The sequence below is a fragment of the Gordonia sp. LMA484 genome, assembly GCF_058129505.1.
This window is the reverse complement of sequence record NZ_CM176700.1, coordinates 3,421,423-3,436,713: the sequence shown is the minus strand read 5'-3', so window position 1 is coordinate 3,436,713 and position 15,291 is coordinate 3,421,423. Positions and strand designations below refer to the sequence as shown.

Sequence of the window (15,291 nt, the reverse complement as noted above, 5' to 3'; positions counted from 1 at the left end):
ATGTCGGGTGGAGGTCACGGCCGGTTTACCGGGTGTCATCACCAGGCCGTGTCTCCCGATGACCTTCGCAGGTCGTGACGGCTCTAGACTTGGGCGCGTGACAGATTCTTCTGGCGATTCGTTCATCGACGGTCCTCGTCCCGTACTCGTGATCGATTTCGGCGCGCAGTACGCGCAACTGATCGCCCGGCGGGTCCGCGAGGCGCGGATCTACTCGGAGGTGATCGCACATGACGCCCCGTTCGCCGACTTCGAGGCCCGCAAACCGCTGGCGCTGATCCTGTCGGGCGGGCCCGCCTCGGTCTACGCCGACGACGCACCGGCGCTGGATCCCCGGGTCTTCGATCTCGGTGTGCCGGTCTTCGGGATCTGTTACGGATTCCAGGCGATGGCTGCCGAACTCGGGGGAGAGGTGGCAAACACCGGCGGACGCGAGTTCGGCCGGACGACGTTGTCGCTCAACGGCGAAGGCCTTCTACATCAGGGCCTCACCGACACCCAGCCGGTGTGGATGAGCCACAACGACGCCGTGCAGACCGCTCCGGAGGGTTTCATCGTCACCGGGTCGACCCCTGGCGCCCCGGTCGCCGCGTTCGAATGCGTCGAACGACAGATGGCCGGGGTGCAGTATCACCCCGAGGTCCTGCACACCCCGCACGGCCAGCAGGTGCTCACCCGCTTTCTCTATGAGATCGCCGGGCTCGAGGCAACCTGGACGCCCGCGAACATCGCGGACTCGTTGATCGACGCCGTCGGCGACCAGATCGGTGACGGCCTCGCGATCTGCGGATTGTCCGGCGGGGTGGACTCCGCGGTCGCCGCTGCCCTGGTTCAGCGCGCCATCGGCGATCGTCTGACCTGTGTGTTCGTCGACCACGGACTTCTCCGGGCGGGTGAGCGCGAGCAGGTGCAGCACGACTTCGTCGGGGCCACGGGCGCGAAACTGGTGACCGTCGATGCCGCCGACACCTTCCTGTCCGAGCTGTCCGGCGTCAGCGATCCCGAGACCAAACGCAAGATCATCGGCCGCGAGTTCATCCGGTCCTTCGAGGGTGCGGTGAGCGACGTCCTCGGTGACCGGGCATCCGCCGGGGACAAGGTCGAGTTCCTGGTCCAGGGCACGCTGTACCCCGATGTCGTCGAGTCGGGTGGCGGCAGCGGTACAGCCAACATCAAGAGCCACCACAACGTCGGCGGTCTGCCCGACGATCTCGAGTTCTCTCTGGTCGAGCCGCTGCGGTTGCTGTTCAAGGACGAGGTTCGTGCCGTCGGGCGTGAACTGGGCCTGCCCGAGGAGATCGTCGGCCGCCAGCCGTTCCCGGGTCCGGGCCTGGCGATCCGGATCGTCGGCGAGGTCACCGCGGATCGGTTGACGACCCTGCGCAAAGCGGATCTCATCGCCCGCGAGGAACTGACCGCGGCGGGACTCGACGGTCAGATCTGGCAGTGTCCGGTGGTTCTGCTCGCCGACGTCCGCAGCGTCGGTGTGCAGGGAGATGGCCGCACCTACGGTCATCCGATCGTGCTTCGCCCGGTGTCCAGCGAGGACGCGATGACCGCCGACTGGACGCGCGTACCGTACGAGGTTCTCGAGCTGATCTCGACGCGGATCACCAACGAGGTCCCGGACGTGAATCGCGTGGTCCTCGACGTCACGAGCAAGCCGCCGGGCACCATCGAGTGGGAGTGAGGCGGCCGGCCGAGAGGAACCGGACGCCGCGCCGTCGGTGATCGCTCCGGTCAGCGCCGCGTCGACCGTGCTCCGGTGAAGATCAGGATCAGGCCGATGGTCAGGCCGCCGGCCACGGCGATCCAGCCGAGGTCGGCGGCCGAGGGCAGGCTCGGCCCGCCGGCCAGTCCCCATGCCGCCACCAGCAGCGCCGCGAATCCGAGGATGGTCAGCCCGGGGGCGCGATGCCGGGTGTCGCGGTCGGTCGTCTCCTGGCTCATCGGGCCACCTCCACATGTCCGACGTTGGTCTGTGCGTCGATTGTCAGGATCGGACCGTCGGTGCCGTCGCGCCCACCCGACACGCCGTCGGGACAGTCATAGTCGCCGACCTTGGCCTCGCAGTTCGCGCGGACGTTCGTGTTCTCGTCCACGAGGACCTGGATCTCGCCGACCCCGTTCCTCAGGTTCACCGTCCGGTCCGACGTGATGTCGACGTCGCGGAGGTCGAGCACCATCTTGCCCATGGTCAGCGAGTAGTCGCTCTTGATGTCGGCCTCACTGAGCGGTGTGTACGTCCGCTCGCCGACACCACCCGACGGCAGGGCGCTCAGATGTCCGATGACGCTGGTCAGCACGATGGCGGCCCCGAGCAGCAGGGCGATGGGAACCAGACCGGAGCTGTGGTCGCCGGCCCGCCTCCGGCGCAGGCCGGCGTGGATCAGTCCGACACCGACGACCGCGAGCGACATCGACATGATCCGGACCGGGGTGAACCAGTCGACACCGGCCTGATGCAGGGCGGCACCGGTCGCGGCGGCGATGACGGCGGCCCCGATCACGATGAGGGTCAGCGGTGAGCGACGTTCGCGGGGCGTCGCCGGGCTGTTGTCCGCCGCGGGTTCGGGCAGGTCCCACGCGAATCGCGCCGCGCCCAACGGATCCCACGCAGGTGGGGTGGTCCTGAGCTCGTCCGCCGCGCCGGTGTCGTAGGCGCTCGGCCCGTACGGGGTCGGCCCGTATCCACTCGCACCGTACCCACTCGGTCCGTACCCACTCGCACCGTACCCACTCGGTCCATGCTCGCCGGAGTCATACGTGGTCGGCGGAGCTGTCACATCGGGGGGGATGCCGGGCACCGGGGGCCCGTCGTCGGTGGCCGGTTGCGGTGTCGGCGGCTCAGCATGTGGCCACGACGGGGAGGTCGTCGGCGCGGGCGTGTTCATCATCGCCCGGGGAATCCACGGTTGCAGCGCGTCGCCGGTACCGCTCGCCACACCGACCTGGCTCGGACGGCGGGAGTCGACACCGGTGCCTGCCGGCGCCTCCGGCGTGCGTTGATACAGCAGCCACCAGCCGAGCAGCATCAGTGCGGCGCCCAGAAGTCCGCCGGAGCTCCAGGTGCGATTCGGCCCGAACGACGTGAGCAGGATGATCGCCAACACGATGAGCAGCACGATCTTGCCGTTGCGGTGCGGCATGTGCGCGCGGCCGTCATGGCGCCGTGTGCGTGATCCCGAGAATCCGGGACCCACCCGGTCGGCGTTGTCCTCGCTCGGCAGCGCGATCCACGCGGCGATATAGAGCACCAGACCGCTCCCGCCGAACAGCGTCGCCACCACGAACGCGATCTTCACCAGGGTCGGATCGACCCGATATCGTGCCGCGAATCCCGCGCACACACCCGCGACCGTCCGGTTGCCGTTCGGCCGGACCGGCCGCGTCGCCCACAGGCTTTCGAACTGCTTCGTGTCCATGGTCCCCATCCTGTCGGCCCGGGAGCTTCGGCACATCGGGACATACCCTGAGAAAGTCCCTGATGTGCGGTGTGGTCTGGGCGTGCCACTATCGAGGTGTGAGTGGTGGTGTGCCCGTGTCCGTGACGCCGACCGCGCCGTCGGAGACGCCGCGACTGGTGCGGCGCGACGGTGGCCGGGTGATCGCCGGTGTCGCGGGCGGTCTGGCCGATCATCTCGGAGTCGACGTGTTCCGGGTACGAGTCGTGTTCATGGTGTTGGCCGCGCTCGCCGGCGCCGGTGTTCTCGCCTACGGACTGCTCTGGTTCTTCTGCCCGCCCGGCCACGACACCGCGCCGCCCGCTCCGGGAGAACGACGGCAGGCGTACGGACTTGCGCTCGTCGGTCTGGTGGCGATGTCGGTGGTGGGTTTCGCGGCCTCGGGCACCCCGGCCGCCTATCTCGTGCCCTTCGTGTTCGTCGTGGTCGGCGCGAGCCTGGTCTGGCGGGAGTTCGACACCTCGCGCGCCTCCCCGCGGACACCGGTATTGACCTGGACCCGGCTGATCGGCGGGACGCTCCTGGTGATCGGCGGGCTGGTGGTGATCGTGCTCGCCGGCGATCGCTCCTTCGGCGGATTGTCCACCACGCTGCTCGCGGTCGTCGCGACACTGTTCGGAGCCCTGCTGCTCAGCGTGCCCCTCTGGATGCGGATGTGGCGCGCTCTCAACGAGGAACGTGCGGCGCGGATCCGTAACGCAGAACGCGAGGAGATCGCGTCACACCTGCACGACTCCGTGCTACAGACCCTTGCGCTGATCCAGAAGCAGGCCGGCAAACCCGAAGAGGTCGCCCGATTGGCCCGAAGTCAGGAACGCGAGTTGCGTGGCTGGCTCTTCGGCGATCCCGCCCAGCGCGCGGGATCGTTGTCGGCCAGTCTGCAGGCGGTCGGAGCCGAGGTCGAGGATCACTACGGTATCGAGGTCGAGGTGATCACGGTCGGCGATCTGCGTCCGGACGACGAACCCGCTGCGGCACGTCGCCGGTGGGCGGCACTGGTCGCCGCCACCCGGGAGGCGTTGATCAACGCCGCCAAGCACTCCGGGGAACGCAAGGTCGACGTCTACGGTGAGGTGACCGATGACCAGGTCGAGGTTTTCGTGCGCGACCGCGGCGTCGGCTTCGACCCGGATCTCGTCGACGGCGACCGGCAGGGCATCGCACGGTCCATCACCGCGCGGATGCATCGGGCCGGCGGAGAGGTCACGGTCGACTCGTCGCCCGGCCGTGGCACCAACGTCCGGCTGACCATGCGGCGCGGTGATGTCGGCAAGGTCGAGGTGGAGGCAGAATCGGCGGTGTCAGAATCGACTGTGACAGAAGACCATGCACAGGAAGAGGAAGCGCAGTGATGACAGAGGCGGCGGTCTGCCGGATCTTTCTCGTCGACGACCATGCCGTGTTCCGGTCCGGTGTCCGTGCCGAGCTGGCCTCGGAACCGGGACTGGAGGTCGCCGGTGAGGCGGGCACCGTGTCCGAGGCAGTGGCCGGCATCGTCGCTCTGCGGCCCGACGTCGTGCTGCTCGATGTGCACATGCCGTCGGGCGGTGGGGTCGCGGTGCTGCGTGGGGTGACCGACGCAATCGTCGACGGATCGGTGCCGGTCTTCTTGGCGCTCAGCGTTTCCGACGCGGCCGAGGACGTCATCGCGACCATCCGGGCGGGCGCCCGCGGCTACGTCACGAAGACGATCGACGGAAAGGCGCTCGCCGACGCGGTGCGACGGGTCGCCGACGGCGACGCGGTGTTCAGTCCACGGCTGGCGGGGTTCGTGCTGGATTCCTTCACGGGTAAGTCAGCGGCGCCGGAGCCTCCCCTCGACCCCGAGCTCGACTCCCTCACCAAACGGGAACTGGAGGTGCTGCGGCTGCTCGCCCGTGGCTACACCTACCGCGAGATCGCCGACGAACTGTTCATCTCGATCAAGACCGTCGAGACCCACGCATCGAACGTGCTGCGCAAGACGCAGCAGTCCAACCGCAATGCACTCACCCGCTGGGCCGCGACCCGGCACATCGGATAGTCGTCCTCAGCTGACGATCACCACGATCAGCACGATGACCAGCAGGATCGCCGCAAGCGCGGAGATGGCCAGGGTCAGAGTGGTTCTGGACGGTGACGGAGACCTCGACGGACCGGGGTGTGGCAGACGGGAGCTCAGCGTGGCCGGGTTCGTCGGCAGTGTCGATGCCCGGGAGTGAAGGGCAGATGCGGCGGACGACGGTTGGTCGGGACGATTCGGGCCGGGGCCGCTGACGGGCCGGTGGGCGCCGGTCGAATGCGTGCGAGGCGGCCGGGGCGATCGTTGGGCCCAGGTCGGTACACCGCCGTCCGGCGTGGTGATCGGGCCGGACAACACCTGCGAAATCGATCGACGATCACCGGCAGCGACGGCGGCGAGCAGGTCACGGGCCTCCGCCATGGTGGGTCGTTTGGCCGGGCTCGGTTCCAGCAGGCGCAACAGCACGGGTTCGAGATCGCCGGCCTTGGTCATCGGGGTGATCTGTGCGCGGGCGACCTTGTGTAGCAACGCCAGCGAGTCGTCATCCACCCCGAACGGCGGTTGACCCTCGATGAGGGTGTATACGGTGGCGCCGAGGGAGTAGACATCCGACGCCTCGCCGGGCTCGGCACCACGCGCCACCTCGGGTGCGAAATAAGCAGGAGTGCCGGTGATCACGCCGGACTGGGTGAGGCTCACATCGTCTTTCAACCGGGAGATGCCGAAGTCGGTGATCTTGACCAGGCCGGCGTCGCGCCCGGTTGATGTGATGAGGATGTTGCCCGGTTTGATGTCGCGGTGGATGATGCCCGCGGCATGTGCCGCGGTCATCGCGTCGGCCACCTGGGCGCCGATCTGGGCTGCCGGTTCGACGCCGAGAGTTTTTGTGGTGTAAAGGATCTGGGCGACACTGCGGGAGGGTAGGTATTCCATCACCAGCCATGGTTCGCCGCTGTCGAGGGCGACGTCGTGCATCGCGATGGCGTTGCGGTGGGTGAGTCTGGCGGCGATGCGGCCCTCTCGCATGGCGCGCTGCCGGATGTTGTCGGCCGTCTCGTCGCTGAGTCCCTCGGTGGAGACGACCTGCTTGACGGCGACCTCGCGATCGAACAACTGGTCTTTGGCGAGCCACACCGCGCCCATGCCTCCACCGCCGATGCGCGAGCGCAACCGGTAGCGCCCGGCGATCAGGTGCTGTGGACCCGGCGTGCGTCGGTTCTCGGGGGTGGTCGGCATAGGCTGCATGATAGTCGGATGGGGCTCGGGGGGCCCATCGCGCTTGACAACTTCTCGCACGTATGTTCGACTCGATGCATGCGGTGGTCCGACCAGGGGGTCGAGGTCGACGATGGTGCTCTGCCCGGTCTGGGAAAAGCGGGTCTGGTGCGTTCGGTGCAGACCCCGGAGTTCGAGGGTGTGACCTTTCACGAGGTGCTCGCCAAGAGTGCGCTGAATCAGGTTCCCGAGGCGGCGAACCTGCCGTTTCGGTTCACTGTCAACACTTTTCGTGGGTGTACCCACGCGTGTCGGTATTGTTTCGCGCGGCCGACCCATGAGTATCTGGATCTCGACGCCGGCGTGGATTTCGACAGCCAGGTGGTGGTCAAGCTCAACGTCGCGGCGGTCCTGCGCAAAGAGTTGCGTCGGCGATCGTGGAATCGCGAGACGGTCGCGCTGGGGACCAACACCGACCCGTATCAACGGGCCGAAGGCCGGTATCGCTTGATGCCCGGGGTGATCTCGGCGCTCGCGGAGTCGGCGACGCCGTTCTCCATCCTGACCAAGGGGACCTTGTTGCGGCGGGATCTGCCGTTGCTCCGGCAGGCGGCGGCCAAGGTGCCGGTGAGTATCGCGGTATCGCTGGCCATGCACGATGCCGAGTTGCAGAAGTCGCTGGAGCCGGGTACGCCGTCGCCGAAAGCCCGTCTGGAGCTGATCCGAGCGGTGGCCGATGTGGGTTTCGCCCCGCATGTGATGGTGGCACCGGTGATCCCGTACCTGAGTGACTCGACGTCGCAGCTGGAGGCATTGCTGGCGGCGCTCGCCGAGGCGGGGGCGTCCGGTGTGACCGCGTTCCCGATGCATCTGCGTGGAGCGACGAAGCCGTGGTTCATGGAGTGGCTGGCAGAACACCATCCGGCTCTGGTGCGCCGGTACCGGGGTCTGTACGGCCGAGGTGCCTACGTGACGCCGGAGTACTCGGCGTGGCTGCGTGACCGGATGCGACCACTGGTGCAGCAGTACGGTCTCGCGGGCGCGCAGGGTCTGCGTGGGGCGGCGGTGCCACCCGCGGCACCGATCGCCACGCCCGAGCTGCGCTCTGCTCTCACCCTCTTCTGACGCCGTCTGTTCGGGGCGCGTCGAAAGTGCTCCGACCTGCTGCGTTGACGGTTGTCGGTGGGCCGTCCTAGGATGAAATAAATCGAAAACGTGTTCGAACAGCATGCACCTTCCCTGCGCGCTGATTGCGGAAAGCCGCAGGTCAGGAGGGTGTATGAGTACGTCTGTGGAAGCGCTCACGAGCGGGGCCGATGGTCACGAACTGGACCGTCTCCGTCGGCAGATCGCGGCGATGTCCGGGCGTCCCGACCACCGATCTGTCGAGATGGCCGATCGGTCGGCGGGTGTGTTGGCGGTCCCGGATGCCTTGGCCGATCTGTTGCCCCGGCGTGGGCTGGCGCGGGGCAGTGTGGTCGTGGTCTCCGGTGCTCGCTCGATCTTGTTGTCGGTGATCGCGTCGGTGAGTGGCTCGGGTGGTCAGGTGGGGATCGTCGGTCTCCCGCAGCTCAATCTCGGGGGTGTCATGGAACTCGGTGGCGACCTGTCGCGGATCGCCACGGTGCCGAATCCGGGGGTCGATCCGGTCGAGGTTGCCGGGGTGCTCCTGGACGGGATGGATCTGGTGGTGCTGGGTCTGGGCGGTGTCGCGGTGCCACCGTCGCGGACGAGGGTGGTGATGGGGCGGGTGCGCAAACAGTTGTCGACACTGATCATTGCCGGCGCCGGGAACGGAGTGAGCGGGCCGAGTGTCGGCGGCGCCGGGAACGGGGTGAGCGGGCTGAGTCGGGGCGGCGCCGGGAACGGAGTGAGCGGGCCGAGTCGGGGCGGCGCCGGGAGCAGGGTGAGCGGGCCGAGTGTCGGCGGCGCTATCTGGCCGGGCGCACAGCTGCGTCTGGATGCGGAGGTGGTGACGTATCGTCACCTGCCGGGTGACGCCGGTGCGGTCGACCTTGCCACGGCCCGGGCTGGATACGGCCGGATCGGCGGGATGTCGCTGCAGGTATCTGTCACCGATCGCGGTCATCGTCAGGTGTCCGGCGAGATCGACGTGATGACAAGCGGTTTCGGTTCCGAGAGGCATGTGGAGCTGGTGCGGTCGCAACAGCGGGCTCCTCTGGCGGTGGCCAACTGATGGCCGCGCCGATGACGTCGCCGATGACGGCCTCGACCGCCGGCCGGGTGCTGGCCCTGTGGTGCCCGGACTGGCCGGCGACGGCCGCCGCGATCGCGGGCGACCTCCCACCTCAGCATCCGATCGCGGTGCTGCATGCCAATCGTGTGGTCGCCTGCTCGGCGCCGGCTCGTGGTGCGGGGGTGCGGCGGGGGATGCGGAAACGCCAGGCTCAGTCCGCCTGTCCGGAGATGACCGTGGTCACGACCGATGATCATCGCGACGGCCGGTACTTCGACCCGGTCGTCGCGACGGTGGCCGACCTGGTGCCTGTTGTCGAGGTGCTGCGTCCGGGTCTTCTGGTGGTGCCTTCGGGCAACGCCACCCGCTATTTCGGTGGTGAGGATGCGCTGGCGGAGAAGCTGATCGATGCGGTGGCCGCTTCCGGCGTCGAAGCGCAGGTTGGGGTGGCCGACGAACTGTTCACCGCGGTACTGGCCGCCCGGCACGGCAGCCACGTGGAGCCCGGCGGTGATGCCGCCTTTCTGGCCGGCCGGCCGGTCGCCGATCTCGCGATCGAGCCCAGTATGAGTGATCCGACGAGGGTGGAGTTGGTAGATCTTCTCCGTCGTCTGGGGATGTCGACGATCGGCGCTTTTGCCGCACTGCCGGTCCGCGACGTCGCCACCCGTTTCTCCGCCGACGCCGTGGTCGCCCATCGACTTGCCAATGCCGTTCCGGGTCGGCCCCCGTCGGGCCAGATCTCCCCGGTGGATCTGGTGGTCGAGCATCAGTGTGATCCGCCGATCGACCGTGTGGATGCCGCGGCTTTTCTCGGTCGACGGCTGGCCGACGCACTGGCACAGCGACTGGCCGCGGCGTCCGCGGCCTGCACACGCCTCACCGTGGAGGCAATCACCGAACGGGGACAGCGTCATGCGCGGACGTGGCGATGCGCCCAACCGTTGACCCCGGAGGCCACCGCGGACCGGATTCGCTGGCAACTCGAGGGGTGGCTGACCGGCGGGCGGGCAGGTGCGGACGGCAGGCCGGATTCGCCGATCGGTGTGCTGCGGCTCGAGCCGATCGAGGTGGTCGCCGCCGGTGCGTTGCAATACTCCCTGAGCGGCAATGGTTTACCCGAAGATCCAGAGGTCGATGAGCGGGCCCGTCGATCGCTGGTCCGAGTCCAGGGCCTGCTCGGAGGTGACGCAGTGCAACTACCGATCCCCAGTGGCGGACGTGGGCCGGGCGATCAGATCACCATGGTGGCGCTCGGGGATGAGCGGACCCCGGCGCGTGACCCGGACGCACCATGGCCGGGCCGGTTGCCGCAACCGACACCAGCGGTCCTGGTGGACACCCCGATCCAGGTGCTCGACATGACCGGCCGTCCGGTGGAGGTGACCGGCCGGGGCTGCTTCTCCGCCGAACCGACGACGATATGTATGGAACGCTCTGGCCGACAGCACCGGACGTGGGAACTGCGGTGGTGGGCCGGTCCCTGGACCACCGGCGGTGATGCCGGTGGCATCACCGCCCGGGCACAGGTCCTGCTCGACGACTCACGTGCACTTCTGCTGAGCTATCGGGCGGAGAAGTGGGCAGTGGAGGGGGTGTACGAGTGACCGGGTGGCTCCTCTCCATGTCCACCGCTACGAGTTCGCCCCGCGGGCGATCACCGACCACCGGGAAACGGTGCCGTCCGCGCGTTCCGCGATCAGTTCGTCCACCAGGTTGACGGCGGTGCACACGTGGTTGGGTACCACCCGCACCCGGTCGCCGAGGCGCGGAATCACGAAATCAGAGGTGCCCGAGGGGAATTCGATCACCGCGTGATGTTCCGACAGCGAGGTGATGGTGGCGGCCGGTTCGCCGGGCACCCGTCCGAAACCGGTCGTCCAGGGCGGGCGGTCGGCGCCGAGGATCTTGCTTCCCGCGTCCACCACGACCCGCGATCCCGTGCGATGCACCACGGTGGCCACGGCGGACAGTGCGACGTCGCCGAAGCCGCATGAGCCGAGTTCCACCTGCTGGGCATCGTTGAACGGATACACGCCGGGTCGGATCTCGGTGAGTACATCCGATCCGGCGAACTCGATCGTCGGAGTCGATCCGCCGCTGCGTACCCGCGGGTCGATTCCGTTGTCCCGCAATCGTTGCGCAGCCGTCGACAGCGCCGTGACCTCCTGTTCGGCGGCGCGACGACGGGCATCGCCCGGTCCGTATCCGTGTCCCGGGAACGTGAACACGCCCACCACCGACAGGCCGTGACCGGCCGCGGTGCGCGCCAGTGCGCCGGCAGCCTCCGGCGCCACGCCCGTGCGATGTTGGCCGGAGTCGACCTCGATGACGATCTCGACGGCCGCGCCATCCAGTTCGGACGCGAGTTGACGTGCACCGTCCGGGGAATCGACCGCCAGGCGCAGCATCGCGCGTTCGGCAAGGGCCCGCAGTCGAGCACCTTTGGCCGCGGTCACCCAGAGCGGATAGGCGATGAACAGGTCCGGCACGGCGGGCATGACCGCCGCGAAGGCCTCGGCCTCGCCGATGGTGGCGACGGTCAGCCCGATCGCGCCGGCGGAGATCTGTCGTGCGGCGATCTCGGCGCATTTGTGGGTTTTCGCGTGTGGACGCAGATCGAGCCCTGCGGTTCGAGCGCGCTGTGCCACCCTGCCGATGTTGTCGTCGAGTTGTGCGACGTCGACGGCGAGATACGGGGTGTCGATCACGTGTCGTCGGCGTCGTCGGTGTCGGCGTCGTCGGTGGGTCTCGACTTCCCCAGCGCAGCAGCTGATTCGCCGAACATCAGATACTCCTGATGCAGCACACGGGTGGTGAGTCCGGGAGCGAACCGATGTCCGAGGTCGGCGAGCGTGCCCGCCGCCGAACCGACCCGCCGGGGCCGATCGAGGATGCCGTGCAGGACGCGTGATGCCGCCTTGTCGACGCCCCACACGCCTGCCTGGTTGTCATACACCTCGGTCGGCGCAATCATGCGAGTGCGGACCAGGGGGAGCCTCACGTTGGTGAATGTGACATGGTCGGACAGGGTCTCGGTGCTCGTCACGTCACTGAACGCCTCCAGTGCGGCTTTCGACGCGGCATAGGCGCCGAACCGACCCGTACGCGACTGAACGGCGATCGACGTGACGTTCACGATGTGGCCAGATTGTCGTTCCACCATGTGCGGCAGCAGTCCGAGGATGAGGTTGACCGCACCGAAATAGTTCACCGCCATGAGTCGTTTGTGATCGTGCAGTCGGTCGGTCGCGTTGATGCTCGCCCGGCGGATGGACCGGCCGGCGTTGTTGACCAGGACATCCACGTGATCATGTTCGACGAGAACGGTTTTGACCAGTCGGGACACCGCTTCCTCATCGGTGATGTCGCACTGGTACGCGTAGACGCGGCCGGGCGGTACGCCGTGCTTGCTGCCGGTCGCACTCAGTTCGGCGACCGCGGCGTCCAGGCCGTCGGCGCCGCGCGCGACGATGATGACATTCGCGCCGCGGGCGAGGCACATCCGGGCGGTGGCCTTGCCGATTCCCGCCGAACCTCCCGTGATCAGAATGTTCTTGCCGACGAGAGGTCCACGCGGATCGTCCCGGCGGAATCGGCCGGGATCGAGATTCTCCGACCAGTAGGCCCATAGTCGAGGTCCGTAGTCGTCGAGGTCGGGAAGAGTGATCCCCAGATCGCGCAGCGTCCGGACGGTGTCGTCGGAGCGGAAGTCGGCAGGCAGCGAGACCGTGTCGAGCAGGGCGGGCGGGATGCCGTGCTGGGCGGCCAACAGGTCGCGGCCGATCCGGAACGGACCAGTTCCGGCGATCCGGAGGACCGGAGCCACCAATCCGTTGGGAATGACGTTGTGGCCCTTCGGTCCTCGGAAGCCAGGCGCGAGCGCGTTGTACATGTCGGTGATCGTGCGGCGGCGCGGGTCGGCGAGGTGGTGGACGAGACCGGTGCGGTGCGGGTCGGCTGTACACAGCGCGACGATCGCATGGGCGACGTAATCCACCGGGACGACGTTGGTGTAGCCGAGGTCGGGCATCGGCAGCGGCAGCGCGGACGGGAGGTGCCCGAGCAACTTGAGGTCACCGAAGAAGTAGTACGGACCGTCGACCTTGTCCATCTCACCGGTCCGGGAATCGCCGACGACCACCGAGGGGCGGTAGATCCGCCACCGCAGGCCGTCTCGTTCCCGGACGACCCGCTCGGCGGAGAACTTGGTGCGGTGATAGGGCGACGGGAAGCCCTGGCCGAGGTCGAAATCGTCCTCGGTGAAGGTGCCCCGGTGGTCGCCGGACACCGCGATCGACGACACGTGATGCATCAGCGCACCGGTGGTGAGTGCGAAGTCGGCGACGCGTGCGGTGCCGTCGACGTTCGCGGCCTGCTGGACGTCGGCGTCGGCCGTCATGTCATAGATGGCGCCGAGGTGGATCACGTGGTCGATGTCGGGCAGGTCGTCGGTCTCGAGGCCCAGGCCCGGTTCGGTGAGATCGCCGGCGATCGGCATCACGGTGCCGCTGGTGTCGACCTCGGACAAGAACTCGCTGAACGTGGAGAGAGTCTTCGTGCGGGTCAGGGCGATGATCCGGGCATCGGCTTCGACGGTGAGGAGGCGCTCGATGACCCGACGGCCGATGAACCCGTTGCCGCCGGTGATGAAGTAGGTCGTCATGGCGTCGGTCTGTCCGATCTCGTGAGGCAGTCTGGACCAGCGTGAGATGCTTCTTACTGCTCGGTAAGAAGTAGTTTCTACCCAGGGTGACACTTACATTGATGGATGGCAACATACCTTTCATCGCATGTCGGGCCGAGACGGACGGCGACGCCGAGGCGATTCGCCGCGTCGTGGTGTCTGCGTTCGGCAGACCGGACGAAGCGGACCTCGTCGACGCGCTGCGCGTCGACCCACGGGTGTGGATCGACGACCTGTCGGTCGTCGCGGAGGACGTTACCGGGAACGTCGTTGGATACGCGTTGCTGACCAGGTGTCGGGTGGGTGGACGCCCTGCGCTGGCTCTGGCGCCCTGCGCGGTGTCGCCGCAACTGCAGAACAGCGGAGTGGGCACCGCGGTCACCGGCCACGTGCTCGACCGCGCTCGCGTCCGTGCATCGGGTCGGGCGGCGGGGGAGAATCTCGTGGTCGTCCTGGGGCACCCGGAGTTCTACCCGAGGTTCGGCTTCCGACGTGCCTCCGACGCCGGAATCTCCGCAACCTTCGAGGCGCCCGATGACGCCCTGATGTTTCTCGCGCTCGATCCGGCCAGGCCGATCCCGGCCGGTGTGATCGGGTACCCGCCGGCCTTCGGGGTCTGACGACGGTTGAACTGATCAGCCAACTGTTCAGTTGACTGACTATTTGCTACGGTCTGCGGTGTGGAGCAGAAGTCCGGCACAGGCGCGCTCGCCGCCGATCTCAGGATCGCGCTCGGGCAACTCACTCGTCGTCTGCGCCACGAGGTGCCCACCGCTGACCTGACCCGGTCGCAACTCAATGTGCTCGGCCGCCTCGATCGTGATGGTCCATGTACCGCAAACGACCTCGCCCGGGCCGAGGGCATGCGTCCCCAATCGATGGCTGCGATCGTCTCCGCGCTCCTCGCGGCCGACATGGTCGTCGGCGCGCGCGATCCCGATGACGGGCGCAAGACCATTCTGGGCCTGTCGCAGCGGGCGCGCGACGAGTTCGGGGCCGGCCGGCTCGCCCGTGAGGATTGGCTCGCCCAACGGTTGGACGCGCTGATGACCGGCGACGAGATCCGTCAGCTGGCGACGGCGACCGAGCTGCTGAAACGACTTGCCGAGTCCTGATGATCGAGAGGATCACGAAATGAGCATGACCACACTGGATCCGAACACCGCTCTGGTCGTCGTCGACCTACAGCGTGGCATCGTCGGACGGGACCTCGCGCCGCACTCGTCGTCGCACGTCGTCGAACGTTCGGTCGAGATCGTCGACCGCTTCCGCACCCACGGTCTCCCGATCGTGTTCGTAACGGTGTCCGGGAGGCCGCCGGGTCGGACCGATCTGAGTGACGGCTCCACGCCGAGCTTTCCCGTCGGATGGGACGAGCTCATCGACGAGTTCACCCCGGCTGCCGACGACATCGTCGTGACCAAGCACTCGGTCAGTGCGTTCACCGGTACCGGACTCGCCGACGATCTGCGTGAGGGTGGGGTCACCCAGGTGGTCGTGGTCGGAATCGCGACCGGCGCCGGGGTGGAATCGACGGCACGCGATGCGCACGAGGCGGGCTTCAATGTGACGCTGCCCATAGACGCGATGACCGACTCGGATGGCGCCCGTCATCGACACAGCCTGGACAACGTGTTCGGCCGGATCGCCGAGACCGGTTCGACCGCAGAGCTTCTCGAGCTACTCGACGCGACTCGGCGGTCGATTTCGGCGGCGAGGTAGCGAC

General features: G+C 67.8%; 14 protein-coding genes. 9 read left to right on the top strand and 5 right to left on the bottom strand.

What is annotated here, in order from left to right; translation table 11 throughout:
• Nucleotides 1-97: 97 nt before the first annotated feature.
• Nucleotides 98-1,690, top strand: a complete 1,593-nt coding sequence (guaA, locus tag AC4AMJ_RS15110; protein ID WP_489900342.1) for a glutamine-hydrolyzing GMP synthase — start codon at nucleotides 98-100, stop codon at nucleotides 1,688-1,690.
• A gap of 50 nt (nucleotides 1,691-1,740) precedes the next feature.
• Here the strand turns inward: guaA and AC4AMJ_RS15105 are convergent, their stop codons facing one another.
• Nucleotides 1,741-1,950: a hypothetical protein gene (locus AC4AMJ_RS15105; protein ID WP_489900344.1), complete on the bottom strand. Its 210-nt coding sequence runs from the start codon at nucleotides 1,948-1,950 to the stop codon at nucleotides 1,741-1,743.
• Nucleotides 1,947-3,425 (bottom strand): PspC domain-containing protein, encoded by a 1,479-nt coding sequence (locus AC4AMJ_RS15100; protein WP_489913070.1) that lies wholly within the window; start codon nucleotides 3,423-3,425, stop codon nucleotides 1,947-1,949. The genes AC4AMJ_RS15105 and AC4AMJ_RS15100 overlap by 4 nt, the downstream gene beginning before the upstream one ends.
• Nucleotides 3,426-3,541: 116 nt before the next feature.
• Here AC4AMJ_RS15100 and AC4AMJ_RS15095 point away from each other — a divergent pair, with 116 nt between their 5' ends.
• Both AC4AMJ_RS15095 and AC4AMJ_RS15090 read left to right on the top strand, forming a co-directional pair.
• Nucleotides 3,542-4,816 carry a PspC domain-containing protein gene (locus tag AC4AMJ_RS15095; protein ID WP_489900347.1) on the top strand — a complete coding sequence of 425 codons (1,275 nt, stop codon included), beginning with the start codon at nucleotides 3,542-3,544 and terminating at the stop codon, nucleotides 4,814-4,816.
• Nucleotides 4,816-5,487, top strand: coding sequence for a LuxR C-terminal-related transcriptional regulator (locus AC4AMJ_RS15090; RefSeq protein WP_489913068.1), 672 nt, complete (start codon nucleotides 4,816-4,818; stop codon nucleotides 5,485-5,487). Before AC4AMJ_RS15095 ends, AC4AMJ_RS15090 begins: the two co-directional genes overlap by 1 nt.
• Nucleotides 5,488-5,493: 6 nt before the next feature.
• On the opposite strand, the gene AC4AMJ_RS15085 is transcribed toward AC4AMJ_RS15090, so the two are convergent.
• The gene (locus AC4AMJ_RS15085; protein WP_489900351.1) at nucleotides 5,494-6,702 is read right to left on the bottom strand and encodes a serine/threonine-protein kinase; all 1,209 of its coding nucleotides are present in this window, start codon (nucleotides 6,700-6,702) and stop codon (nucleotides 5,494-5,496) included.
• A 78-nt stretch (nucleotides 6,703-6,780) separates the two neighbouring features.
• On the opposite strand from AC4AMJ_RS15085, the gene AC4AMJ_RS15080 reads away from it, so the two are divergent.
• The 3 genes from AC4AMJ_RS15080 (at nucleotide 6,781) to AC4AMJ_RS15070 (ending at nucleotide 10,485) form a co-directional block, all read left to right on the top strand.
• The gene (locus AC4AMJ_RS15080; protein ID WP_489913066.1) at nucleotides 6,781-7,806 is read left to right on the top strand and encodes an Rv2578c family radical SAM protein; all 1,026 of its coding nucleotides are present in this window, start codon (nucleotides 6,781-6,783) and stop codon (nucleotides 7,804-7,806) included.
• 154 nt (nucleotides 7,807-7,960) lie between these two features.
• The gene (locus tag AC4AMJ_RS15075) at nucleotides 7,961-8,878 is read left to right on the top strand and encodes a hypothetical protein (protein WP_489913064.1); all 918 of its coding nucleotides are present in this window, start codon (nucleotides 7,961-7,963) and stop codon (nucleotides 8,876-8,878) included.
• Nucleotides 8,878-10,485, top strand: coding sequence for a DNA polymerase Y family protein (locus tag AC4AMJ_RS15070; RefSeq protein WP_489913062.1), 1,608 nt, complete (start codon nucleotides 8,878-8,880; stop codon nucleotides 10,483-10,485). Before AC4AMJ_RS15075 ends, AC4AMJ_RS15070 begins: the two co-directional genes overlap by 1 nt.
• Before the next feature lie 27 nt (nucleotides 10,486-10,512).
• Here AC4AMJ_RS15070 and AC4AMJ_RS15065 read toward each other — a convergent pair whose 3' ends face one another.
• Both AC4AMJ_RS15065 and AC4AMJ_RS15060 read right to left on the bottom strand, forming a co-directional pair.
• Nucleotides 10,513-11,589: an alanine racemase gene (locus AC4AMJ_RS15065; protein WP_489913060.1), complete on the bottom strand. Its 1,077-nt coding sequence runs from the start codon at nucleotides 11,587-11,589 to the stop codon at nucleotides 10,513-10,515.
• Nucleotides 11,586-13,544, bottom strand: coding sequence for an SDR family oxidoreductase (locus tag AC4AMJ_RS15060; protein WP_489900359.1), 1,959 nt, complete (start codon nucleotides 13,542-13,544; stop codon nucleotides 11,586-11,588). Before AC4AMJ_RS15060 ends, AC4AMJ_RS15065 begins: the two co-directional genes overlap by 4 nt.
• Nucleotides 13,545-13,645: 101 nt before the next feature.
• Between AC4AMJ_RS15060 and AC4AMJ_RS15055 the strand changes: the two genes are divergently transcribed.
• The 3 genes from AC4AMJ_RS15055 to AC4AMJ_RS15045 are packed head-to-tail and all read left to right on the top strand — an operon-like array spanning nucleotide 13,646 to nucleotide 15,287.
• Entirely contained in the window at nucleotides 13,646-14,185 is a 540-nt protein-coding gene (locus tag AC4AMJ_RS15055) for a GNAT family N-acetyltransferase (protein ID WP_489913057.1), read from the top strand.
• 60 nt (nucleotides 14,186-14,245) lie between these two features.
• Entirely contained in the window at nucleotides 14,246-14,680 is a 435-nt protein-coding gene (locus AC4AMJ_RS15050) for a MarR family winged helix-turn-helix transcriptional regulator (RefSeq protein ID WP_489913055.1), read from the top strand.
• 19 nt (nucleotides 14,681-14,699) lie between these two features.
• Nucleotides 14,700-15,287, top strand: coding sequence for an isochorismatase family protein (locus AC4AMJ_RS15045; RefSeq protein WP_489913053.1), 588 nt, complete (start codon nucleotides 14,700-14,702; stop codon nucleotides 15,285-15,287).
• Nucleotides 15,288-15,291: the final 4 nt, after the last annotated feature.